Raw genomic sequence first — 23,135 nt, 5'->3', positions numbered from 1 at the left:
GTTGTTTGCCAGCCTGACCCACGGGGCTTGCCAGCAGGCGTTATCTGTATGTATAAACAGTGTCCGTTCCTGCTGCCCGACCCCGCCCTGTGATCGCCCATTCCGTCGACGACCCGCTCTACTACCTGCATAACTTCCGCAAGGTACTGCTGTGGGTCGAACACCGCTATGCCGACCTGCTCGATACCCAGGAGCTGGCTTTCATCCATGCTTTTGCCAGGCTCGAAGAGCCAGCCCAGGCGCTGCTGGTGCGCATGGTGATGCGCAAGGGCGAGCTGTTTCGCAGTGACCGGCTGGTTTATGCCGAGATCGGCGATACGCGTGCGGCCTTGCAGCCACTGCAGGCGTTGGGCTGGGTGCGTGAACCCGAGCAGTTGAGCCTGGAACAGTTGTTCGCCCTGCTGCGCAAGGAGGAGCTGGCCAGCGGTTTTGCAGGCCTTCTGAGCCGACCGCGTGCGGCCAAAAGCGATCTGCTCGCGCAACTTCAAGCCTTGGAGCTGGCGCCCAGGTCACTGTCCGATTGGTTCGCCAGTGCCCCGGTGGGCATCGTGCAGTGGTGCCTGCAGCCGCTGTGCGATCGCATGCGTCTGCTGTTCTTTGGCAACCTGTACCAGGACTGGTCCGATTTTGTCCTTGCCGACCTGGGCGTGCTGCGTTTCGAGCAAGTGCCATTCAGCCCCGCCTCGCGTGCCTTGCAGCAGCGCAGCGACGTCGACCTGGCCATGGCTTTGCACCAGTGCGCCGAGCGTCTGGAGTTGGCTGAGGCGCCTGCGTCGATCCTTCAGGCGTTGGCGGGCTGGCGCAGCGACAACCCCTGGCTGGCCCGCCGTCACGCGCGCTTGCTGTTTGCTCTGGGCCAGCAGTGCGAGCGCCTTGGCGACTGGGACCTGGCATTGACGGTGTATGCCCAGAGCAGCCATGCGCAAGCGCGCATCCGCCAGGTGCGGGTGCTGGAGCGCAGCGAGCGCTGGCAAGAGGCGCATGCCCTGGCCCTGCACCTGGCCCAAGCGCCTGCCAATGCCCTGGAAGTGCAGGCGCTTGAGCGCATGTTGCCGCGCCTGGTGCGCAAGCTGGGCGGGCCGGCGCAGCGCCGGCGGCGTGCCACACCCGCGCAGGTGATCGAGCTCGAGCTGCCTCGCGAGCAGGCCGCGTTGGGTGTCGAGGAGGCTGTTCGGCAGCACCTGGCGCAAGCAGGCGGGCAGGTTCACTACGTCGAGAACACGCTGCTCACCAGCCTGTTCGGGCTGTTGTGCTGGGACGCGATCTTCGCCCCGATTCCCGGCGCGTTCTTCAACCCCTTCCAGGCTGCACCGCAAGACCTGCACGACTGCGACTTCCAGCAGCGGCGCGCCGTACAGTTCGATGCTTGTCTGGGCCGGCTCGACGACGGCTCGCATCAGCAGGCCATCCTCGACTGCTATGCCGCCAAGCAAGGGCTGCAATCGCCGTTCGTGTTCTGGCAGATGCTCAACCATGCCTTGCTCGTGCAGGCATTGGCCTGCCTGCCCGCGGCGCACCTCAAGCAGTGTTTCCTGCGCCTGTTGCAGGACATACGTAACAACCGCACCGGCATGCCTGACCTGATTCAGTTCTGGCCGGAGCAGGGGCGTTACCGCATGGTCGAGGTCAAAGGCCCGGGCGACCGCCTGCAGGACAACCAGTTGCGGTGGCTGGCATTCTGCGCCGAGCACGGCTTGCCGGTGGCTGTCTGTCATGTGCGCTGGAGCGAGGGCGAGTGAGCTACCGCGTGGCGGTGCGCGCTTTGTGTGAGTTCACTGCCAAGGCCGGTGACCTCGACCTGCGCTTCACGCCGTCGCCCACTGCCCAGGAGGGCATCGAGGGCCATCGCCGGGTGGTGGCCAGGCGGGCCGCCGGGTACGAGGCGGAGGTCGCACTCGAAGGCGCTTATCAGGGCTTGCAGGTGCGCGGCCGCGCCGACGGTTATGACCCCGCCGCAAACCGTCTTGAAGAGATCAAGACCTACCGTGGTGACCTGGCCCGTCAACCGGCCAATCATCGCCAACTGCACTGGGCGCAGGCCAAGGTCTATGCCTGGCTGCTGTGCCAGGCGCGGCAGTTGCCCGCCATCGAGGTGGCGCTGGTTTACCTGAACGTGGACAACGACGGCCAGACCTTGATCAGCGAGCATTACAGCGCCGTCGAGCTGCAAGCTTTTTTCGAAACCCAATGCCTGTGTTTTCTGGCCTGGGCCCAAGGGCAAACGCAGCGCCTGGCCGAGCGTGACCGCGGGCTGCAGAGCCTGGGCTTTCCTTACCCGCAGTTTCGCCAAGGCCAGCGGCAACTGGCCGAAACCCTGTACAAGGCGGTCAGCACCGGGCGCTGCCTGATGGCCCAGGCCAGCACCGGTATCGGCAAGACCCTCGGCACGCTGTTCCCGTTGCTCAAGGCCATGGTGCCGCAACAACTCGACAAAGTGTTTTTCCTGACCGCCAAGACCCCAGGCCGAGCACTGGCGCTGGATGCCCTGCAACAGATTACCCGGGCCACGCCGCAGCCCGCGCTGCGCACTCTGGAGCTGATTGCCCGCGACAAGGCCTGCGAGCACCCCGACAAAGCCTGCCATGGCGACGCCTGCCCATTGGCCCAAGGCTTCTACGACCGCCTGCCGGCGGCGCGTGAGGCTGCTGCCCGGTTGCCGTTGCTGGACCGCGCGAACCTGCGCGAGGTGGCCCTGCAACACCAGGTCTGCCCGTACTACCTGGGGCAGGAAATGGCGCGCTGGGTCGATGTACTGGTGGCCGACTACAACTATTACTTTGACGCTCATGCCCTGCTGTTCGGCCTGACACAGGCCAACCAATGGCGCGTTGCGGTGCTGGTCGACGAGGCTCATAACCTGGTGGAGCGTGGCCGCGGCATGTACAGCGCCAGCCTCGACCAGGGGCAATTGCTGGCGCTGCGCCAGCGCAAACCGCCAGGGCTGGCCAGCGCGCTGGACCGGCTGAACCGCCAATGGAATGCCCTGTACAAGGCGCAGCGAGCGCCTTATCTGGCCACCGGGCAGTTGCCGGACGCCTTTCTACGTGCGCTGCAGCAATGCATCGGGCTGATCCAGGAACGCTTGAACGAGTCGCCCGTCGAAGTGGATACACACATCCTGCAGTTCTATTTTCAGGCGCTGCAGTTCAACCGGGTCGCCGAGCTGTTCGATGAGCATTTCCTGTTCGATGTGAGCCTGCGCGAAGGCCCGCGCCAGCGGCGCCTAGCCACCTTGTGCCTGCGCAACGTAACGCCCGCCAAACTGCTCGGCCCGCGCATACAGGCAGCGCGCAGCGTGACGTTGTTCTCGGCCACGCTCAGCCCCCGGCATTTCTACACCGACCTGCTCGGCATGCCACCGGATACAGCGTGGCTTGAGGTGGCGGCGCCGTTTCGCGCCGAACAGCTCGAAGTGCGCATCGCCAGCCAGGTCTCTACCCGTTATCACGAACGTCGGGCCTCGCTGGCACCGATCGTTGCGCTGATCGCCGAGCAGTACCAGCGCCAACCCGGCAACTACCTGGCGTTCTTCAGCAGTTTCGAATACTTGCAGCAGGTGTATGCGCTGCTGGCCGAGCAGCACCCGGCGATCTCGGCCTGGGCTCAGGCACCAGGCATGGACGAAACAGCACGCCAGGATTTTCTTGCGCGCTTTGCCGCAGACGGCCAGGGCGTCGGGTTTGCCGTGCTGGGCGGTGCCTTTGGCGAAGGTGTCGACCTGCCGGGCAACCGGCTGATCGGTGCATTCGTCGCCACCCTCGGGTTACCCCAGGTCAACCCGGTCAACGAACAGTTCAAACAGCGGCTGGGCCGCCAGTTCGGCGCTGGTTTCGACTACGTCTACCTGTACCCCGGCGTACGCAAGGTGATCCAGGCTGCAGGCCGGGTGATTCGCGGCGATCAGGACCGCGGCGTGCTGGTGTTGATCGATCAGCGCTTCGCCGAGCCGCATGTGCAGCAGATGTTCCCCAGCTGGTGGCAGATAGCCCGCGAATAATCGTCGGCAAGGCCTTCGCACCTCGTTGCAACTCCCAGTACACTGCGTGTTCCAACTCCAACATCCGTTGAACTCGAGGTTTCTGCATGACGCTCAGTCCTTTGGCAGGCAAGCCGGCTCCGGCCAGCGTGCTGGTCGATATTCCCCGCCTGCTCACCGCTTACTACACCGGCCGCCCCGACGCTGCCGTAGCGGCCCAGCGCGTGGCCTTCGGCACCTCGGGCCACCGGGGCAGTTCGTTCGACCTGAGTTTCAACGAAGACCACGTGCTGGCGATCACCCAGGCCATCTGCCTGTACCGCCAGGAAAAGGGCATCGACGGCCCGTTGTTCATCGGTGCCGATACCCACGCGCTGTCCGCGCCGGCAGCCGCCAGTGCCCTGGAAGTGCTGGCCGCCAATGGCGTGCAGGTAATGCTGTCCAAGGACGATGAATACACCCCGACGCCTGCGGTGTCCCACGCCATCCTGTGCTACAACCGTGGCCGCGATGGCGGGCTGGCCGATGGCATCGTCATCACCCCCTCGCACAACCCGCCGCAGAGCGGTGGTTTCAAATACAACCCGCCCAACGGTGGCCCGGCTGACAGCGATGTGACCAAGTGGGTCGAGGCCAAGGCCAACGAACTGCTGGCCGCAGGCCTTGCCGGCGTCAAGCGCATGGACCATGCGCAGGCCCTCCAGGCCCCGACCACCCAGCGCCACGACTATGTCAGCCATTACGTTGCCGACCTGGAAAACGTCATCGACTTCGACGTCATCCGCAGCGCCAACCTGCGCCTGGGCGTTGACCCGCTGGGTGGGGCAGGGGTGCGTTACTGGTCGGCGATCGCCGAGCACTACAAGCTGAACCTGGAAGTGGTCAACACCGAGGTCGACCCGACCTTCCGCTTCATGACCGTCGACTGGGACGGCCAGATCCGCATGGACCCTTCGTCGCCATATGCCATGCAAGGCCTGATCGGCCTGCGCGAGCGCTTCGATGTGGCGTTTGCCTGCGACCCGGACCACGACCGCCATGGGATCGTCACCGCCGATGGCCTGTTGCAGCCAAACAACTACTTGGCCGTGGCCATCGACTACCTGTACCGCCACCGTCCGCAGTGGCGCAGTGACGCTGCCGTGGGCAAGACGGTGGTGTCCAGCGGCCTGATCGACCGTGTTACCGCGCGCCTGGGCCGTGAGTTGTATGAAGTGCCGGTGGGCTTCAAGTACTTTGCCCAGGGGCTGTTCGACGGCTCGTTGGGCTTTGGCGGCGAAGAAAGCGCCGGCGCCTCGTTCCTGCGCAAGGACGGTACGGTCTGGGCTACCGACAAGGATGGCTTGATTCCGGCGCTGCTGGCCGCCGAGATGACTGCACGCACCGGCCGTAATCCAAGCCAGGCCTATGCCGACCTCACGGCGGCGCTGGGCAAGCCGTTCGCTACCCGTGTGGAAGCGAAGGCCGATGCGCGGCAGAAGGCATTGCTGAGCAAGTTGGCGCCGGAGCAGGTCAAGTCGACCGAGCTGGCTGGAGAGCCCATCGAGCAGATCCTCAGCCACGCGCCCGGCAATGGCCAGGCCATCGGGGGCCTGAAGGTGATGACCGCCAACGGCTGGTTTGCCGCGCGGCCTTCGGGCACCGAGGACATCTACAAGATCTACGCCGAGAGCTTTATCGACGAGGCGCACCTGCAACGCCTGGTGGCAGAGGCGCAGGTACTGGTGGATGCCGCGATTGCCTGATTGACCTGTGAAGCAGGGCCGCAGCGCGGCCCTGCTTGTTCAAGCCACATCGACCAGCACGATCTCACTGTCCTCGATTGCGGTCACCCGCAGCACGTCTTCCTGCTCGATCGCCACGCCATCGCGGCCTTTGGCCCGCAGCCCATTGACCTCGACCAGGCCCTTGGCCGGCACCAGATACCCTCGACGCCCTGCATCGAAGCGGTACTCGGCCGTTTCGCCTGCCCGCAGGGTTGCCGCTACCAGGCGCGCATCGGTGCGGATCTGCAAGCTTTCTTCATCGCCCGCCCGGCCGCTGGCCAGGGTCACGAAGCCTTCACCACGCTCGCCTTTGGGGAACGGCCTGGTCCCCCATGACGGCGCATCGCCAACGCGTTCCGGCACGATCCAGATCTGGAAAATACGGGTATCGATGTCTTCCAGGTTGTACTCGCTGTGCACGATGCCGGTACCGGCACTCATGACCTGTACATCGCCGGCCTCGGTGCGGCCTTTGTTGCCCAGGCTGTCCTGGTGAGTGATGGCGCCTTCACGCACATAGGTGATGATTTCCATGTCGCGGTGTGGATGCGGTGGGAACCCGCTGCCGGCGGCGATCAGGTCATCGTTCCATACGCGCAGGTTGCCCCAGTGCATACGCGCCGGGTCATGGTATTCGGCAAACGAGAAATGGTGATGGGCGTCGAGCCAGCCGTGGTTGGCGTGGCCAAGGCCTTCGAAAGGTCGCAGTTGCAGCATGATCGTGCTCCTTGAATGGGTGGAATGGGCTCATGATGCTTCAAAGAAAGATCGAAAATAAGCGTAAATATCGGCTAATTATCATCGTTTAATTAAATTGTTCTGGGCAATGTGAATTGTGCGATTCATCGCCTAATCCACTGATCTGCAAGCATTCGCTGGCGATTTTTTGCCGATGCGGCGAACATGCACGCTGATTCGATTTTCAACGGAGTGACCGTGGCCCACGAGCAACCCCAGGCCCCTGCCGAACTGACCCCGCCCGCACAATTGCCCTGGCTTCGCCGCCTGGCTGCACGGCTTTTGGGCCGTGGGCTGAGCCGCTTGCAGGCGCAACACCGCGACTCCTGGTTCCTGGGCCATGCCACCGGCCAGCGCAGCGGCCACGCTGATGGCATGCGCGAAGGTTTCGAGCGTGGACGGGTGGAAGGCTACGAGGCGGGGCGCCAGGTACTGGTGATTCGCGATTCACGCCCTGATGCCGCCGCCGTACCCGGTCAGGATGACCGGTTGTTCGACGACTGGCGCCTACCACTGACCACTGAGCTCAAGAAGCGCTTCAAGGCCGATGTAGCCCAGCGCCTGCCCGCCGAGGCGCAGCCCAGTGCCGCCCAGTGGAAGCTGATATTCAGTGACACGCCGTCCACTTGCGTGGTGGCCGGGGCCGGGGCTGGCAAGTCCACTTCGCTGGTGCTGCGCATCCTGCTGTTGCGCCATTACCTTGGCTATGAGCTGGACGCGATGACGGTGGTCACCTTCACCCGTGAATCGCGCAAGGACTTCATCAAGCGCCTGGTGCAGGTGTTCTCGCTCTGGCAGCTCGACCTGCCACCGGCGCGTGCGCGCGAGCTGGTACGTACCTTTCACTCGCGCATTCTGCCGCTGGTCCGCAGCCTGCCGGGTTTCGGCCAGGTGCGAGCATTCGAGACCCTGGGCAACGACATGCCAGAGGGGCGTGAGGCGGAGGCCGAGAGCAACCCGTTTGACCTGCGCCTGAACGACGCCCAGCGCCAGCAGCTCAATCTTTGCTATCGCGACCTGCTAGCCGAAAATCCGCGCTTTGCCGAAATCATCGCGACTCTGCGACGTGAAGCCTTGCAGCTCAAGCCGCTGGACCCGGACCACCCCGATGTGCAGAAGCGCGTGCAGGTGACGCAACTGGCTGCCCAGCGCGACGAAGAGCTGTGCGACGTGATCGAGGACCTGTGGTTCGCGGCGGGCGTGTGGCCGATCAAGGGCATTGAGCCGTGCCGTGAAACGGTCGACATCCGGGGCAGCCGCTTCCATGTGCATGGCCGTCTGGAAGGCCTGGATGCCTGGGTTGTGCTCGGTTTCGACCCGTCGGAAAGCGCACAGTACCAGCGCCCGGGGGCCAAGCTTACGGTGCGCGCCGAATGGGCGGTCAAGCGCACGTTGCTGCAGGCGTTCTGCGACAGGCCGCTGATCTGGCTGGACAACTATGCCATGGCCCGGCGCCTGGCCGCCTCGCTGGCAGGCGACGCGGTCGCGGGCCCTGGATTCGAGTACAAGGTCAAGGGCGAGTTGGCCCCGGCACCGTTGCTCGATGCTTTCGTCGGTGCCGCCAACTTCATCGAAAACCTGGGCCTTGAGGTCAACAGCGCCGTGGCGGCGATGAGTTTCCCGTCCGGCGACAGCGATGCCTTGTTCTTCGAGGCCCTGGCACTGTACTGGAAAGCCCTCGAGGCGCACCTGCTCAACCAGTCGCCGCCGGTGATGAGCTACAACCGCATGTTCGCCCTGTTCGGTGAGAACAACCCGGAGAACCTGCAATTGCTGCCAGACCCGATGCTCAGGCCGTTGGCGCATCTGATGATCGACGAATTCCAGGATGTATCGCCGCAGATCGTCAGCTGGCTGCGCGCCAGCCTCGCGGAGATCCGCCGCCGCGGAGCGGCCATGCACACCGGCCGTAACGCCCAGTACTCTTCGCTGCTGTGTGTGGGTGACGATTGGCAGTCGATCTATGGCTGGCGTGGCAGTTCGCCCAAGTACTTCATGGAGTTCACCAAGACCTTCCCTTCGCCGGCCAATACCCGGGTGATGCTGGTCGACAATTACCGTTGTCAGCAACTGGTCATCGATGCTGCCGAGCATCTGGTCAAGGGAGCGCCATCGATCACTGGCAAGAAGGCCCGGGCCGCGGGCCCTGCTGCCGAGTTGCCGGTGTCGGCAGTCAAGGTGTGCGAACGTGACGAAGCGGTGCTTGGCCAGACGCTGATCGAGCATTACCAGCGTGGCGAATCGGTGATGATGCTGTACCGCAAGGGCGCCGATAAAGCCTTGATGAGCGAGCATCTGGCCGGCGTGCTGCAAGGCGAAGCGGCATTGCCGCCCGAACAAAGGCGTCTGCGTCAGCTGACGTACCACAGCGCCAAGGGGCTGCAGGCCGATGCAGTGTTCATGCTCGGCGACTGCCAGTACCTGACCAGCTCGCCATACAAGAACCAGGTGTATCGCCAGGCCGGCCTTGGCCGGGCCGGTGATGCCCAGCCGTTCGATACAGCGCAGAAGGAAGAGGTACAGCGCCTGGCCTACGTGGCGGTCACGCGCGCCGCCAGACACTGCTATTGGCATGTCGAGGCAGCCAGCGGCGAAGCGGCCGCTGCGCCACGGGCTTCGAGCCAGGTGGACGGCCGGCAGGCCTTCTTCGAAGACTTGCGCGGCCAATGATCGCGGCTTAGCCAGCGAGGGTTTCGGCCTGCCGGGTGAGGCTGAGCAGCAGGCCGTGCTCGACCTTTTGCTGCTCCTCGTTCAAGGCGCGCATGGCGTGGTCGAACTGGCCGTCATTGAGCGGCACACGCCGCAGCAGTCCGTTTTCGTCCAGCGGGTTCTGCGGCAGCACAGGCAACAGGGCTTCAAGTACCGAGCTGTCCAGGCGGGCTACCGGTTCATGGCTGCCGTCCAGGCAATGGAACAGGTAGTCATGGCCCACTCGCCAGAAATCGGTGAGCAGGCTGAATGCTTCGGCATTGTGACGCTTGAGGTAGTGCACCCAGCCGGCCTGCCCAAGTATCCAAGCCTGCCGAGTATCGGTTCTGGCATCCTGGGCAAGCACTGCGCTGTGTACCTTCTCGATGATGGTGCTGTTGATCCTGGCCGTGTCCCGGTAGAGCATGCCGCGGCTGGGTTCAGGGAAGTCCAGCCGGGTTGCAAGGGACTGACGCAAGGCAAGGCGGACTTCGATATCGTCGACCAGCCCGGTTTCCAGTTCGACGTCAGGAAACGCGGCCGGATCATCCAGTGAGTCGTACTGTGGCAGATCCGCATCGAACATACCCTCTTGCAGCGCCTGCTTGCGCAATGTCCTTCTCAGGCTGATGCGGTCGGCCAGTTCGTTGACGATGTCCCGGCGATAGAGCTTGCGGTATAGCGCGAGCAGGGTCTTGGCCTGCTCGCCGGTATGGCCTGCGGCTTCGTGCGCCAGCACTTCGATCTCCAGTGCGCTGAAGGCGTCGGCACCTGCGTCACCGCAGGTTGGCGGATACGCATGCGCCACGTCGGCAAGCCTTTCGCGCAGTGCCGTGTCCCGGCCGGCTTTCTCCAGCAGGGCCCAGACTCGGCGGCTCAGGCTGTCTGGCTCATGCCGCGCCTCGGCTGACTGTACCAGGCGTTCGAGAATCCCCAGCAATTCACCGTTTTCCCCCTGGTCGAACAGATCGGTCCAAAGCTGGTCCTGGTGGGTGGAGGCGGTACTGCGCCACAGTGTCTGCCATTCAGGCATATCGGGTGCGTGTTCAAAGACCTGGACGCCGCTGGCGCGCAGTTGCGCACGGGTTTGCGCTTCAAGCGTGTTGTAATTGAGGTGCCAGCGCCGCTCGGGTGCTCGCGCAGCGACGTCCCGGGCGAACGGGGTGCGCAGGATGTCCGCGAGATTGGGCAGGGTGCGAATGCGGTTGAATGACAAGTCCAGGTGACGCAGTTGGTACTGATGTTGGCTCATCAGCCGCGTCAACCCTTCTGGCCATTGCCGCAGGTCGCAGTTGTTCAGGTTCAGGGTGCGCAGGCGGCCCATGTAGCTGACGTCGGGAGCATGGCCCAGTGTGTTGAAATCCAGCAGCAGTTCCTGGGGATGGATCATGGCCTGGAAGGCCGAGGCCAGGGTTTGGTCGAGGGTAATGGCATTGCTGCCCAGGTTCAGTACATCCAGACGTAGGCCAGCCAGCAAGGCGAGGCTGGCAGCGTCCAGCTGCAGCCGGTTTCTACGCAGGTTGAGGTTGCGCAGGCCGGGCATGGCCGCCAGGGCCTCATGAGCCAGGGGCGAGAGGGCCGGCAAAGCATTGCCGTTCAGCTTGAGCGTTTGTAGTCCAGGTGCCGATTTCAGTGCCTGGAACAAGGCCTCGGCGTCCATGTCCGGGTTGCCGGCCACCTCGAGTGTGCGCAGGCCAGGAAAGCATGACAGAAAATCCCCTTCCAGGCGCTCGAGCCTGAGCCCTTCCAGTGTAAGGGTGCGAATATGCGGCAAGCGCGCCGTGAGCGTTGGCAGCGTGCGTAACTGCATGCGGTCCAGCGTCAGCGTCTCGCGGGCAGCGCCACCTTCGCGGCTCCAGGCGGCCAGCATCCGCTCGGCAAAGTGTGAGCGATCGAACCGCTCGTCCAGCTCATTCGCGCCGCCAACCCACCTGTGCAGGTCCTGGCGCAAGGTGCGTTGCTCGGCTTCCAGTCGGCTGATCTGAATACCCAGGTTGCCCGCCTGGGCCAGTTCGGATTGCAACGTGCCGAGTTCTCTGTGGTCGAGCTCTGGGTAGAGCGCGCGCAGGCGCTGCGTCGCGCGCTCGGTACCGCGGCCACTGAGCGGGTAGCCGATACGGCCGGCGGCAAGGCGCAAAGGTGAACGGTAGCCAGGTTTGATGGGCTGCTGGCCAATCAGCGCGGCGCAGTTTTCGCGGTCGGCGAGCGCAACCTCAAACAGTTGCGCGGCGCTTGCCTGCGGATGCTGGCCCAGCAGGCCTTCGGTCAATTGCTGGCTGTCGCTATTGGCCAGATGCGGACGGTAAAGACCAATGATCGCGCGGTCCAGCCGCGTGCGGGCTTGCAACTGGCGCGCTTCTTCGGCAATCCGTAACGGCACACGTCCAGTTGCCAGGCGTGCGCGTTCGGTATGGCTGGCCGCCTGGATGACCTCTTCCAAGGCACCAGGTGGTACACCGGGGAACTGCCTGCGCAATGGCTGTGTCGCGTCACTTGCAGGCTGGGCATGGTTGCGCAGCATACTGTGGTATATCGCCTCGCGCTGGCTCTGCAGCTGTTCACCCAGCCTGGTGTTCAGGGCCGAGGCCCACAGGTCGGAAGGCAGGTCGCCGAGCATGGCTCGCACGTGTCGCTCGTCCAGCTGCGTTACGACTGCATGGCCCAGTTGACCATTCTCCAGATCCGAGCGGGTCATGCTGATTTCAATCTCGCCTGGGGTGTCGAGCGCCCCATACCGCACCGCATCGCCCCACGGTTCGGGGCCGATGAATACCTTGAGCACGTGATCCTGCGGCCAACCTGGCAGGCGCACCAGTTCCGGCAGCGCATAGTTCTTGTAGGCAGCCATTGAGAGGCCGTGCCGCACACGGTGGATCAGGTTCTGCACCTCGTTGTCCAGGCGTATGCGCAGCAGCATGTCCTCCAGCAGAGCCGGCGGGCGCAGCCCTTTGGCATGCATGCGGCGCAGCACACTGGCGTCTGTACCCGTACTGCGCATCGCCGTGATCAGCTCGCTGCTGTCCAGCCCCAGGCTTGAGTGGCCAAGCCGCTGCAGCAACTGCGTATCGTCCCACTGCAAAGGCTGCTCATGGGCCAGTTGCCAGCGCCCGTCACCCTGATGGTGTAACAGGGGCGCGTAGGCTGCTGGGGCGCTGGGATGGCGGATGCGCCATTGCTGGTCAGGATCCTGGAACGTTTCATAGGGCGTGCCTTCCAGCATGAGGTAGCGTTTGCCCTCGAGCTCGTAATGCCCAAGTGCATCGGGCTGGCCTTCTGTTGGCAGGGTGACCGGACTGGCATAGGGGCCCATGTCCGGATGCCACAGTTGCAGGCGGTCTTCATGCCATACCGCTTGCATGGCATCGACGAAACCTGACGCTTTGATGACCTTGGCTGCGCCGGCAAAACCGGCGATCGCGGCAGCGCTGATTACCAACGATTCAACCTGGGCCAGTGCTTGTGCAGTGTCACCTTCTTCCCAGGCCTCAAAGCCGGTAAACACCGAATCCATCAGTTGATAAGCGAAAACGCCGGTCATTACCGCGTTCAGGCCGGGCACGAAGAAGGCGGCGATGTTCAGCACGTTCATGCCCATATCTAGCCAGTACCGCAGGTGCCTCTGATGAACCTCGGCGTCGACATCGGCTGTGGGGACAGCCAGGACCCTGGCGTCGGCCTTGAGGCGGGCAAGGTGGGCGCGGTAAAGGGTTGGCCACAACTCGGTTCTTGTTTGCGATGGCAAGACGTGAAAGCTCGGCGACTTGCATGGCCGTTGCCTGCCTTGCTCATCGATCTCGAACAGTGCGTCCCGTAGCTTGCCCGCCAGCATGGGCTGGTCGCGTTTATAGGCAAGCCCGATAACGGTTTCGCGGAACGTGCTGTGCAGCAGCCGCTGTCGGAAATGCTTGGCAGCAGCCTGACGGGAGGGGTATTCGCGCACAGGGTGTTCTTCGTCGCCCGGGAGGTGGACGATGCAGGGGGTGATTGCATCCGGTATATCGGCGCCGATGAACAGCATCTCGTGCAACGGGATGTCGAACAGGCTCAAACGCCAGCTATGCAGGCGATGGCCGTCGTAGGCGGGCTGAGGTACGTCATTGCACAGGTCGTTGATCGCGGCGAGGCCTTTTGCGCTCAGCAGGCCCTTGAGCGAGGCGATGTACGCCTGAACGCGCAGTTCCTCTTGGCTGGCCCGCATCGACAGCTGACTGATTTGCGCCTTGTGCGGGCCTTCATAGATGGCCTGCAGGTGATCCTGATATTGCTGGCCAAGGTCCAGTGTGCGGCAATGCCGCACGAATTGCGCCAGGGACAAGCCGGCCAAGGGCGTGTCGTCGCCGGGCGCGCAGGTCAGCCCGCTGTAAGGCCCGACTTGTTCGATGCCTTCGAAGTTGTGCAGGGCGGCTTCAAGCAAGCTGCGCGACTGACGAGGGCCTACGGGGCGGGTCACAAAGGTCTCTTCCTGCAGGTGCGCACCCAGCGGTACTTCCAGGCTGCCGGTGCCCGGCCCGTAGTTGATGACCGTCTCGAAAGGCTGGAAGTTGTACTGGGCCTTGTCCACGGCCACTTTCAGACCCAGCCGGCTGCTCAGCAAAGGGCTGCAGAACGTGGTGATGTCCTTGAAACCGACAAGGGCGTTGCTCAGTTGGGTAACGCAGCTGTCACGTCGCCCGATGAGCATGCGCAACTGCTCACGATGCTCTGGCTGCGCGGTCGCATACCAGCTGTAAGGCGCGCCATCTTCATCCACGTAGGGCGCGCGTGCGCGTTGCACGATGCCTCTGGCATGCGTGGGATGCAGGGTGCGGGCCCATTCGGGCAGGGCTTGAGTGATCAGGTCTTGGTGCAGGGCAATCGCATTTTGCATGGGATGAGCCTCGTATGAGTGGAGGCGGTAGTCGACACTGCTGGCGAAGCGGGCGTGCGGTAGATAGTTGCCCGCAAGGGTCGGTCTCGTGCATGCATGGGTCGGTAAGAGGCCAGCAAGGCAGGCCTCGCTGCGAGATGGTGGGGTGAAGGCATGGCGCCAGTGTTCAGCGAAGGAGAGTTCGATGCGTTCGCTATGCAGTCCAAAGGATCACCTGCTTGACCTCGACGGTATTGAAATAGCGGTACGCACGTGGGGAGCCGAAGACGGTATACCGGTGCTGGCGTTGCACGGCTGGCTGGACAATGCCGCCTCGTTCGAGCGGCTGGGCCCGTTGCTCGATGGTTGCTTCGTGGTCGCCCCTGACCTGGTCGGTCACGGCCGCTCCGATCACCGGCGCCACGACAGCGGCTACTACCTGTGGGAGCATGCCGAGGACATGCTGGCGGTGGTCGAAAGCCTTGGGCTGACGCGGTTTCATGTGCTAGCCCATGGCATGGGCACTGGCATTGCCTCGCTGCTGGCTGCCATGACCAGCGGCATCGCCAGTATGACCTTCCTCGACGGCATGGGAGCGCCGTTCACGGTTGCCGAGGATGATCGCGTGCAGCACCTGGCCCGTGCCTATCGGCTCAAGCGTATGGTGCAACGCAGCCAGTTGCACGGCTTTGCCGACGTTGCCGGGAGCCGCTTCGACGATCTGGAAACTGCCCTGGAGCAGCGACGCAAGCGTCTCGATGGCGAACTTGCCGACGACGCCGCACGGTTGCTGGCCATGCGTGACCTGCTGCAGTTGGCGCACGGCTACTGTTGGCGCCATGACCCACGGCTGGTGTTGCCCGAGCCGATGCCACTGACCGAGCGCGAGGCGTGTGACCTTCTCAGGGAAATCCGCTGCCCGCTTTACCTCATGCTGGGCAGGCAGGGGGCGTTTGTTGGCGGTGCCTTCGCGCAGCGCGAGGCTGCACTGCCCAGCCATGCCCGGGTATCCTGGCACCCAGGTGGGCATCACTTCCACTTGGAAGCGCCGGACCGAACAGTGGTCGAGCAGATACTGCGCACCCTGGCCCGCCACGATGCCGGCCTGCTGCAGCGCCTGGTGAACGAGTAGCGGGGGGATGCGCTGCTGGGCTATGGTGGCCGGGACCTCTGTGCAATCGCCTCAAGGAGCGCCGGCATGAGACCCTTCGCCATCAAGCACATCGACCACCTGGTGCTGCGCGTCAGCGACCTGCAGCGCAGTGTGGCCTTCTACCGTGACCTGCTGGGCTGCACGGTCAGCAGGGAACGCGAGGACCTGGGGATGGTCCATTTGGCAACCGGTACGGCCATGATCGACCTGGTTACCCTCGATGGCCCGCTTGGGCGCCCCGGTGGTGCTGCACCCGGGGCTCAAGGGCGTAACCTTCACCACTTCTGTCTGCGTATAGAACCGTTCGATGAACAAGCGCTGACCGCCTACCTGCAAGCGGCCGGCGTAGCGGTGGAGCCTGCCCAAGTGCGCTATGGCGCCGAGGGCGAGGGGCTGTCGCTATACTGCTACGATCCCGATGGCAACCAGGTCGAGCTCAAAGGGCCAGTGCCAATGCAGCAGGGCGCATGACCGGGCTGTGAGGAAATGATATCCGCCGATGCTGACAACCTGGCTGTCCCGTACCCGCCCATTCTGCCTGGAATATTTTGCTGCCACTTTCGCCTTGCTTACCTACGCCGCAAGCTTGAGAGCAATCAGTCGAAGTAACCACGCAGGGTAAAGGCATACCCGATATCCACGTCCTTGGCCTCACAGCGGCTTGAGCGCTTGGTCAACACGAATTCGAACGCTGGCTCGTACAGCCCCTCACGCACGACCGCGCCGCCCAGTACTTCGACGTCATACCAGCCGTTATCCAGCTCGATGATCGGCCGCCCCGGCACTTGGTAGCGGGCGAGCAGGTCGCCGAGGGTCTTGTTGGTGAAATGCTGGAGGATGCGCCAGGTGTACACCATCACCGCACGGTTCTCGACCCGTAGCACATAACCGTCGCGCCGGTGTTTCAGGCGGCTGCCGGGCTCGAGCAAGGCGGGAGTGTCACCTTCGAGGGTGAAAATGATGTGGTAGGGCAGGTTGTCGATGCCGGCCAAGGGTATGACGATGCCTTCGCGCACGGCCCTGTCGCCGCTGTCGGTGTGGGTGAATTCGCTGGCCAGGTCATCGGGCAAGTCATTGTCGTGCTTGAAGCGGTCGAGCAACTGAATGTCCCCGACCAGAAAGTAATCGATCAGGTCGTTGAGCACTTCGCTGAATTCGTGGCGCATTGTTTTTCCTTGTTTTAGCGCACCGGGAATAGCGGCAACTTTAGCCAATGGCAGCCTGGCCTGCCATGGGCCAGGGTCAATGTTTCTGAGCGATCTGTATCAGGTTGCCGCAGGTATCGTCGAACACCGCAACGGTGACCGGGCCCAGGTCGGTGGGTTGTTTGGTGAACCTGACCCCGGCCTTGCACAAGCGCGTGTACTCGGCCTGAATGTCGCGCACGCCGAACGACGTCGCCGGGATACCGTCCTGGCGAAGCGCTGCCTTGTAGGTCTTGGCCGCTGGGTGGGCATCGGGCTCCAGTACCAGCTGAACACCGTTGGGCTCGTTGGGAGACGTGAGGGTCAGCCAGCGGTACTGGCCCATGGGGATGTCGTCCTTGGGCTCGAAACCCAGTACGTAGTGGTAGAAAGCCAAGGCCTTGGCCTGGTCGTCGACGAGGATGCTGGTGACAACGATTTTCATAGGCTCACACCGTTCCTGCGGCTGTTTACCTTCCAGTAAAGACGTTTTGCAGCCGGGCGTGGCAAAGCAAGAATATGTTCAAGCCATAGGCAAATCCTTCATCACCGCGCCGCCCGCCACTGCAACGGCACGGTAAAGTGGCAGGATAATTCAAAAGGGCGCCCCAACCGGCGCCAGAGAGGTGCCTGTGGCTTCCTATACCTTGCGACAACTCAAATACTTCGTCACCACCGTCGAGGCCGGCAGCGTCGCTGAGGCATCGCGCCAGTTGTACATCGCGCAGCCGTCCATTTCCACAGCGATCAAGAGCCTGGAAGAGAGCTTTGGCGTGCAGTTGTTCATCCGCCACCATGCCCAAGGTGTTTCGCTCACCCCCAGCGGCAAACGCTTCTACGCCAAGACCAAATCGTTGCTGCAGATGGCCCACGAGTTCGAGCAGAACGCGCTGGCCGACAACGATACCGTGGCCGGCCAGATCGATATTGGCTGCTTCGAAACCGTGGCCCCGTTGTACCTGCCACGCCTGATTGCCGGTTTTCGCGAACGCTACCCGGGCGTAGACATCCGCTTGCGCGACGGCGAGCAGCAGGAGCTGATCCAGGGCCTGACGGCGGGTACGTTCGACCTGGCGTTTCTCTACGATCATGACCTGGATGGCACCATCGAGGCTGAGCCGCTGATGCCTCCTCAAAAGCCCTACGTATTGCTTCCTGAAAAGCACCGCTTTGCCGGCCAGTCGCAGGTGTCACTGCGTGACTTGTGCCCGGAGCCGATGATCCTTCTGGATGTGGCGCCGAGCCGTACCTACTTTGTCAGCCTGTTCAACGAGATGGGTCTTACGCCGAACATTGTCTTCAGTTCGCCGTCGATCGAGATGGTGCGCGGGATGGTGGGGCAGGGGTTCGGCTTTTCACTGCTGGTGACCCGGCCGCATTCAGAATGCACGTATGACGGGCAGAAGCTGGTGACGGTGGACATTGCCGAGCCCGTGGCGTTGTCGGGGTTGGCTGCGGCGCGTTTGAAGCGGGTGCAGTTGACCAAGCCGGCGCAGCTTTTCGTGGAGTTTTGCCGGGAAGAACTGGGCAGGATGTAGATGACCGGGGCGCAGCGCGCCCCAGCACCTCACTCAATCAAGCGTGATCCGGCACCACCGCAATCACATCGATTTCCATCAGCCATTCAGGCTGGGCCAGGCCCGCCACTACCAGCCCGGTGGAAATCGGGAACACGCCCTTGAGCCACTTGCCCACTTCTTTGTACACCGGCTCACGGAAGCGCGGGTCGGTGATGTAGGTGGTGGTCTTGACGATATGCGACAGGTCGGAGCCTGCTTCTTCAAGCAGTTGCTTGACGTTCTTCATCGCTTGCTCAGCCTGCGCCCGAGGGTCGCCCAGGCCCACCAGGCGGCCCTCGAAATCGGTGCCGACCTGGCCGCGCACATAGATGGTGTTGCCGGCGCGCACGGCTTGGCACAGGTCGTTGTCCAGGGTCTGGTTAGGGTAGGTGACCTTGGTGTTGAACATGCGGATGCGGGTATGGGTAGGCATCAGTGGGCTCCGAGGGTGCTGACGTTGCTGATCGAGGTAGTTTGCTGCTCATCCGCTTCACGCTGTTCGCGGTCGCGGTAGGCCAGGTAGGTGCGCTGGGTGGCGATGTGGCCGGCGACGTGCTTGGCGTCGTGCCAAACGCCCCAGATGAACGAGGAGCCGCGGCGCGACAGCCAGGGCAGGCCGAGGAAGTACACACCCGGCTCGCGGGACACGCCGCGCTGGTGCTGGGGCTTGCCATTGGCATCGAAGGTGTCGACCTGCAGCCAACTGAAGTCCACGCCGTAGCCGGTGGCCCAGATGATGCTGGTGACATTGGCTTCGGCCAGGTCCAATTCCAGTAGCGGGTTGCTGACGCAGGCCGGGTCCGGCAGGCGCTTGCGTGCTTCGGGCTCTTGCGGCAGGTCCAGGCCGTTGCGTTCGACATAGGCATCGGCAGCGTCCAGCAAGGCCAGGTAGTTTTCGTCGCCGCGGCGGATGTTGTCGGCCAGGTTGTCCTGGAAGCGTGCAACACCGTTGTCGAACGATTGGGTCAGGCCGACCAGCGTCATGCCCTGATGGGCGAGGGCGCGGAAGTCTACGGTGTGGCCGCCACGGGCACCGCTGACGGCGATGGTCACGTGCTCCCGGCCAGGTTTGGCGATCTCGGCATCCCATTCGCCCAGCACGCCCAGCCACCAGCAGAAGTCGCGGTTGCGATAAGCCCGTGGCGGACGATCGTGGGCGCCGACCGACAGGTACACCTGGCGCCCGGCGCGCATCAGCTCTTCGGCGATCTGCACGCCGGAGGAGCCGGCACCTACCACCAGCACTGCGCCCTCAGGCAGTTGCCCGGGGTTGAAATAGGCGGCGGAGTGGATCTGGTGCAGGTGCTCGTCCTTGGGCGCGATGGCCGGGATGACCGGGCGCTGGAACGGGCCGGTGGCGGCCACCACGCGGTTGGCCCGAATCACCCCCTCATTGGTCTCGATGGTGAAGCCTGGGCGGTCGGCATTGCGCACCACCTTCCTCACCTCGATGCCGGTGCGCACCGGCAGGTTGTACTTGCGCACGTATTGCTCGAAGTAGTCAGCAACCTGGTCCTTGCCGGCGAAGGCGTCGGCGTCGAGGTTGAATTCAAGGCCGGGGAAGCGGTCATGCCAGGCCGGGCCATTGGCGACCAGCGAATCCCAGCGGCCAGTGCGCCAGGCCTCGGCGATACGCTTGCGCTCCAGCACCAGGTGCGGCACGCCGAGCTTGCTCAAATGTTCGCTCATGGCCACGCCGGCCTGGCCGGCGCCGACGACGAGGGTGTCGATTTCGATTGTGTTCAGTGTCATGTCCGAGCCCTTGTTCAGGCGGTTTTTGTCAGGTCGGTTTGGAGGACCGCCGTTACCTGGGGCCAGACTAGGGATGCACGGAAAATCGCGAAATTAGTATTTAACGAGTACTTGCCGATAAAACGGCGAAGGCCTTGCTGCACAAGGGCTACAGGAAGGGTGGCAGGGGTTTCGGGCTGTTTTGCGTAGCTGTGCGCGGCCTTAGTTTTTTCCTGCTCAAGGCACAGGAAAAAGGTGGTTTCGCTCAATAAAAGGTTCTGCCCAGAATGCCTGCAATCGCCCAGAACAACAGGAGCCTTTTCATGACCTTCTCCATCATCGGACGCTGCCAGGAAACCGGCCAGGTCGGTATCGCCATCAGTTCGTCGAGCATCGCCGTAGGGGCGCGTTGCCCTTGGGTACGTGCAGGCGTCGGCGCCGTTGCCACCCAGAACATCACCTTGCCGGCGCTTGGCCCACAGATCCTCGATGCCTTGGAGCAGGGCCAGCTGCCGCCTGCGGCAGCGCTGGACCGGGTGCTCAGCGCCAATGGCTGGAGCGAGTACCGCCAGGTCACGGTGATCGACAGTAACGGCCAGGTGGCGCTGTTCACCGGCAAGCAGGCGTTGGGTGTGCACAACGCCGTGGCCGGTGAGCAATGCGCGGCGGCCGGCAACCTGTTGTCTTCGGTACAGGTCATCGAAGCCATGGTGCAAGCCTTCGAACAGGCTGGCGGGCACCTGGCTGATCGCCTGCTGGCGGCCATGCATGCGGCAATGGCTGCAGGTGGCGAGGCAGGCCCGGTGCACTCGGCGGCGCTGAAGATCGCGGGCGAGCTGACCTGGCCGCTGGTGGACCTGCGCGTGGACTGGGCCGATGAAAACCCGATCGGCGTGCTCGATGGTCTGTGGCAGACGTACCGCCCGCAGATGCAGGACTACGTTACCCGCGCGCTTAACCCGACGACTGCACCGAGCTATGGGGTGCCGGGTGATGAGTGAGTTCACCAGCCGCGCCCTGTTGGCCCGGCTGATCGGCTATGCCACGGTCAGCCGCGACTCCAACCTGCAGCTGATCGGCTTCATCCGCGACTATCTGGCCGAACAGGGCGTGGACAGCGAACTGTTCCATAACCCTGAAGGCACCAAGGCCAACCTGTTCGCTACCATCGGCCCCGCTGATGTTGGCGGCGTGGTGCTGTCCGGGCATACCGATGTGGTGCCGGTGGATGGCCAGGCCTGGACGGTCGAGCCGTTTGCCTTGAGTGAACGCGATGGGCGCCTGTATGGCCGTGGTACGGCGGACATGAAAGGTTTCATTGCCTCGGTGTTGGCGGCAGTACCCGCATTTCTTGCGCAGCCGCTGCGCATGCCGGTGCATTTGGCGTTTTCCTATGACGAGGAAGTGGGTTGCCTGGGGGTGCGCTCGATGCTCGCCGCGCTCGAACAGCGGCCTGACAAGCCGCGGCTTTGCCTGATTGGCGAGCCTACCGAGCTAAAACCGGTGCTCGGCCACAAAGGCAAGCTGGCCATGCGTTGCCAGGTGCACGGCGCGGCGTGCCATTCGGCCTATGCGCCGTATGGTGTGAATGCCATCGAATATGCCGCCAGGCTGATCGGCAAACTGGGCGAGATTGGTGACGCGCTGGCGCTGCCCGAACAGCACGACGAGCGTTTTGATCCGCCGTTCTCGACGGTGCAGACAGGCACCATCAAGGGCGGCAGGGCGCTGAATATCGTGCCCGAAGAATGTGCATTCGACTTTGAGGTGCGCGCCTTGCCAGGCTTTGAAGCGCAGACGGTGGCCGATCAGTTGCAGGCCTATGCCGAGGCCGAATTGTTGCCGCGCATGCGCAGCGTGAACGCGGCCAGTGCCATTCATCTGGCACCTTTGAGTGCATATCCTGGGTTGGCCACACCTGCCGACAGCGAGGCGGCGCGGTTGGTGGCATTACTCAGCGGGTCGGATGAATTCGGTACTGTGGCGTTCGGCACCGAAGGCGGGTTGTTCGATCAGGCAGGCATCCCCACCGTGGTGTGTGGCCCGGGGAGCATGGAGCAAGGGCACAAGCCGGATGAGTTTGTCAGTGTCGAGCAGTTGCAGGGGTGTGATGCGATGCTGTCGAGGCTGGTGGATTACCTCAGGCAGGATTGAAAAGGGGCCGCACAGCGGCCCCGGGGGATCAGAAGGTCGCTTTGACCTGTAGCCCCACCACCAGCGCATTGTCGATGTCCTGGCCGGAGAAGGCACCAGGCTCGATGATGTACTGCACATCTGGGCGCAGGTTCAGCCATGGCGTTGCCTGGTAGCCGTAGCTCAGTTCGATCAATTGCTCGGCGCTGTCGATGTCCGGGAACTGCTGCCCGGCATCGAACGCGGCATCTTCCAGCACGTCACGGCTGCGCGGGTTCGGCACGGCGCGGCCATAACCCAGCGCCACGGTGTCACGCGGGCGGCCTTCGAACGGCTTGTACAGCACCACACCGGCGCCATACCACTTGGTAAATGGCGAGGCTGCCTTGCTCGACGCCGAGTACTGGCCGAAAGCATGCAGGCTGCGGCCCGGCAAACCGGCATCGTTCCACACCGCCTGGTCGATCAGCAGGTAATGGCCGCCACGGCCGGACACTTCGTCGTCACTGCCAATGCGTTTGACGTCGGAGCTGTCGTAGTAGTAGCCCAGCTTGTATTCACCCGGCAATTCACCCTGCAGCTTGTAGATCAGCTCGACCGGCACCACGGTGCCTGTGGTGTGCTTGGGCCCCAGGTGCCAGGCGCGGCTGGAGTTGCCGTTGCTTTCGGGGTCGACGTTGAACGCCGCCACGCGCAACTGCCAAGATGGCGACAGGTCGTACTTCACGCGCACCCCCAGGTGGGCGTTGGGGTAGTTGGCCCAACCGCTGCCACCCGACATGTTCAGCGGGTGACCGCAGAAGCCGGCGTTCATGAAGTTGCACAGGATGCCGCTGTCCAGGCCGCCGAGGTCGTTGCCCATGGCCATGTAGCCGAGCTTGACGTTGAGCGCCGGGGTGAACAGGGTGCGCTCGTAGCTCAGTTCGGTCAGGCGGGTGTACAGGCCGCCGTAGTTTTCCTGGATCGGCAGGCGGTTGCCCACCAGGTCTTCCGAGGCGCTGTTGCCGCGACGGTCGTTGATGGTCAGCTGGACCTTGCCGCCGTTTTCCAGGCCATACAGTTTCGACAGGTCGAACTGCACGCCGAACTTGAGGTTCTGCGAATAGCGCGCCGAGCGGTGCAGGCCACCGTGGGCGTTGTACGCGGTCTCGCCGCTGTAGTCGCCAGTGACCTTGATGCCGTCTTCTTCAAGCTGGTGGCGCAGGCCGCCCCAGTCACCGGTCATGGTGCTGCGCGTCATGAGGTCGCCGTCGGCCAGGGCGGTGGTGCTGGCCAGGGCCAGCAGAAGGGGGGAGGTGATGCGAATAGCGGATGGCATTGCGGGGTCTCGAATTGATCTTTCAGGGCCTCATCGCCAGCAA

At 63.5% G+C, this 23,135-nt stretch carries 17 protein-coding genes; 9 read left to right on the top strand and 8 right to left on the bottom strand.

The genetic code is table 11. The features are described from left to right. The first annotated feature begins 89 nt into the window (after positions 1 to 89). The 3 genes from EGJ09_RS10000 to pgm all read left to right on the top strand — a co-directional run bounded on the left by EGJ09_RS10000 (position 90) and on the right by pgm (position 5,721). Positions 90 to 1,739, top strand: a complete 1,650-nt coding sequence (locus tag EGJ09_RS10000; protein WP_125923732.1) for a VRR-NUC domain-containing protein — start codon at positions 90 to 92, stop codon at positions 1,737 to 1,739. Further along, positions 1,736 to 3,997 (top strand): ATP-dependent DNA helicase, encoded by a 2,262-nt coding sequence (locus EGJ09_RS09995; RefSeq protein WP_125923731.1) that lies wholly within the window; start codon positions 1,736 to 1,738, stop codon positions 3,995 to 3,997. The genes EGJ09_RS10000 and EGJ09_RS09995 overlap by 4 nt, the downstream gene beginning before the upstream one ends. 86 nt (positions 3,998 to 4,083) lie before the next feature. Continuing rightward, positions 4,084 to 5,721: a phosphoglucomutase (alpha-D-glucose-1,6-bisphosphate-dependent) gene (gene pgm / locus EGJ09_RS09990; protein WP_125923730.1), complete on the top strand. Its 1,638-nt coding sequence runs from the start codon at positions 4,084 to 4,086 to the stop codon at positions 5,719 to 5,721. A 39-nt stretch (positions 5,722 to 5,760) separates the two neighbouring features. Here the strand turns inward: pgm and EGJ09_RS09985 are convergent, their stop codons facing one another. Further along, complete coding sequence (locus EGJ09_RS09985; RefSeq protein ID WP_125923729.1) at positions 5,761 to 6,459, bottom strand: pirin family protein; 699 nt, start codon at positions 6,457 to 6,459, stop codon at positions 5,761 to 5,763. Positions 6,460 to 6,645: 186 nt separating this feature from the next. On the opposite strand from EGJ09_RS09985, the gene EGJ09_RS09980 reads away from it, so the two are divergent. Next, a complete protein-coding gene (locus EGJ09_RS09980) occupies positions 6,646 to 9,150 on the top strand; it encodes a UvrD-helicase domain-containing protein (protein WP_125923728.1) in 2,505 nt (834 codons plus the stop codon). Between the two features lie 7 nt (positions 9,151 to 9,157). On the opposite strand, the gene EGJ09_RS09975 is transcribed toward EGJ09_RS09980, so the two are convergent. Beyond that, a complete protein-coding gene (locus EGJ09_RS09975; protein WP_125923727.1) occupies positions 9,158 to 14,035 on the bottom strand; it encodes an NEL-type E3 ubiquitin ligase domain-containing protein in 4,878 nt (1,625 codons plus the stop codon). 184 nt (positions 14,036 to 14,219) lie between these two features. On the opposite strand from EGJ09_RS09975, the gene EGJ09_RS09970 reads away from it, so the two are divergent. Both EGJ09_RS09970 and EGJ09_RS09965 read left to right on the top strand, forming a co-directional pair. Next, positions 14,220 to 15,146: an alpha/beta fold hydrolase gene (locus EGJ09_RS09970; RefSeq protein WP_125923726.1), complete on the top strand. Its 927-nt coding sequence runs from the start codon at positions 14,220 to 14,222 to the stop codon at positions 15,144 to 15,146. Positions 15,147 to 15,212: 66 nt separating this feature from the next. Then, on the top strand, positions 15,213 to 15,638 hold the full coding sequence (locus EGJ09_RS09965) for a VOC family protein (protein ID WP_046785958.1): 426 nt from the start codon (positions 15,213 to 15,215) through the stop codon (positions 15,636 to 15,638). 125 nt (positions 15,639 to 15,763) lie between these two features. On the opposite strand, the gene EGJ09_RS09960 is transcribed toward EGJ09_RS09965, so the two are convergent. Both EGJ09_RS09960 and EGJ09_RS09955 read right to left on the bottom strand, forming a co-directional pair. Further along, a complete protein-coding gene (locus EGJ09_RS09960; RefSeq protein ID WP_115274587.1) occupies positions 15,764 to 16,333 on the bottom strand; it encodes a hypothetical protein in 570 nt (189 codons plus the stop codon). Between the two features lie 76 nt (positions 16,334 to 16,409). Further along, a complete protein-coding gene (locus EGJ09_RS09955; protein WP_046785960.1) occupies positions 16,410 to 16,796 on the bottom strand; it encodes a VOC family protein in 387 nt (128 codons plus the stop codon). 187 nt (positions 16,797 to 16,983) lie between these two features. Between EGJ09_RS09955 and EGJ09_RS09950 the strand changes: the two genes are divergently transcribed. Beyond that, on the top strand, positions 16,984 to 17,889 hold the full coding sequence (locus EGJ09_RS09950; RefSeq protein ID WP_039602016.1) for a LysR family transcriptional regulator: 906 nt from the start codon (positions 16,984 to 16,986) through the stop codon (positions 17,887 to 17,889). A gap of 37 nt (positions 17,890 to 17,926) precedes the next feature. Here EGJ09_RS09950 and EGJ09_RS09945 read toward each other — a convergent pair whose 3' ends face one another. From EGJ09_RS09945 to EGJ09_RS09935, 3 genes are read right to left on the bottom strand one after another with little or no spacing between them, the layout of a single operon-like run. Continuing rightward, positions 17,927 to 18,343, bottom strand: coding sequence for a RidA family protein (locus tag EGJ09_RS09945; protein ID WP_012314810.1), 417 nt, complete (start codon positions 18,341 to 18,343; stop codon positions 17,927 to 17,929). Beyond that, positions 18,343 to 19,662 carry an NAD(P)/FAD-dependent oxidoreductase gene (locus tag EGJ09_RS09940; protein WP_125923725.1) on the bottom strand — a complete coding sequence of 440 codons (1,320 nt, stop codon included), beginning with the start codon at positions 19,660 to 19,662 and terminating at the stop codon, positions 18,343 to 18,345. The genes EGJ09_RS09945 and EGJ09_RS09940 overlap by 1 nt, the downstream gene beginning before the upstream one ends. Positions 19,663 to 19,676: 14 nt before the next feature. Further along, entirely contained in the window at positions 19,677 to 19,910 is a 234-nt protein-coding gene (locus tag EGJ09_RS09935) for a hypothetical protein (protein WP_125923724.1), read from the bottom strand. A gap of 54 nt (positions 19,911 to 19,964) precedes the next feature. Here EGJ09_RS09935 and EGJ09_RS09930 point away from each other — a divergent pair, with 54 nt between their 5' ends. Then, on the top strand, positions 19,965 to 20,642 hold the full coding sequence (locus EGJ09_RS09930; protein WP_125923723.1) for a DUF1028 domain-containing protein: 678 nt from the start codon (positions 19,965 to 19,967) through the stop codon (positions 20,640 to 20,642). Further along, the gene (argE, locus tag EGJ09_RS09925) at positions 20,635 to 21,795 is read left to right on the top strand and encodes an acetylornithine deacetylase (RefSeq protein WP_115274589.1); all 1,161 of its coding nucleotides are present in this window, start codon (positions 20,635 to 20,637) and stop codon (positions 21,793 to 21,795) included. Before EGJ09_RS09930 ends, argE begins: the two co-directional genes overlap by 8 nt. 28 nt (positions 21,796 to 21,823) lie before the next feature. On the opposite strand, the gene EGJ09_RS09920 is transcribed toward argE, so the two are convergent. After that, entirely contained in the window at positions 21,824 to 23,092 is a 1,269-nt protein-coding gene (locus tag EGJ09_RS09920) for a carbohydrate porin (RefSeq protein WP_125923722.1), read from the bottom strand. Positions 23,093 to 23,135: the final 43 nt, after the last annotated feature.

The organism is Pseudomonas sp. p106 (genome assembly GCF_003936645.1).
Lineage (GTDB): Bacteria > Pseudomonadota > Gammaproteobacteria > Pseudomonadales > Pseudomonadaceae > Aquipseudomonas > Aquipseudomonas putida_E.
This window is presented reverse-complemented; position numbering and strand designations above follow the sequence as displayed.

Excerpts from the sequence above, each read along its gene's own strand:
- pgm (WP_125923730.1), top strand. The coding sequence starts at position 4,084 with ATGACGCTCAGTCCTTTGGCAGGCAAGCCGGCTCCGGCCAGCGTGCTG.
- EGJ09_RS09985 (WP_125923729.1), bottom strand. The coding sequence starts at position 6,459 with ATGCTGCAACTGCGACCTTTCGAAGGCCTTGGCCACGCCAACCACGGC.
- EGJ09_RS09980 (WP_125923728.1), top strand. The coding sequence starts at position 6,646 with ATGCACGCTGATTCGATTTTCAACGGAGTGACCGTGGCCCACGAGCAA.
- EGJ09_RS09975 (WP_125923727.1), bottom strand. The coding sequence starts at position 14,035 with ATGCAAAATGCGATTGCCCTGCACCAAGACCTGATCACTCAAGCCCTG.
- EGJ09_RS09970 (WP_125923726.1), top strand. The coding sequence starts at position 14,220 with ATGCGTTCGCTATGCAGTCCAAAGGATCACCTGCTTGACCTCGACGGT.
- EGJ09_RS09965 (WP_046785958.1), top strand. The coding sequence starts at position 15,213 with ATGAGACCCTTCGCCATCAAGCACATCGACCACCTGGTGCTGCGCGTC.
- EGJ09_RS09960 (WP_115274587.1), bottom strand. The coding sequence starts at position 16,333 with ATGCGCCACGAATTCAGCGAAGTGCTCAACGACCTGATCGATTACTTT.
- EGJ09_RS09955 (WP_046785960.1), bottom strand. The coding sequence starts at position 16,796 with ATGAAAATCGTTGTCACCAGCATCCTCGTCGACGACCAGGCCAAGGCC.
- EGJ09_RS09945 (WP_012314810.1), bottom strand. The coding sequence starts at position 18,343 with ATGCCTACCCATACCCGCATCCGCATGTTCAACACCAAGGTCACCTAC.
- EGJ09_RS09940 (WP_125923725.1), bottom strand. The coding sequence starts at position 19,662 with ATGACACTGAACACAATCGAAATCGACACCCTCGTCGTCGGCGCCGGC.
- EGJ09_RS09930 (WP_125923723.1), top strand. The coding sequence starts at position 19,965 with ATGACCTTCTCCATCATCGGACGCTGCCAGGAAACCGGCCAGGTCGGT.
- argE (WP_115274589.1), top strand. The coding sequence starts at position 20,635 with ATGAGTGAGTTCACCAGCCGCGCCCTGTTGGCCCGGCTGATCGGCTAT.
- EGJ09_RS09920 (WP_125923722.1), bottom strand. The coding sequence starts at position 23,092 with ATGCCATCCGCTATTCGCATCACCTCCCCCCTTCTGCTGGCCCTGGCC.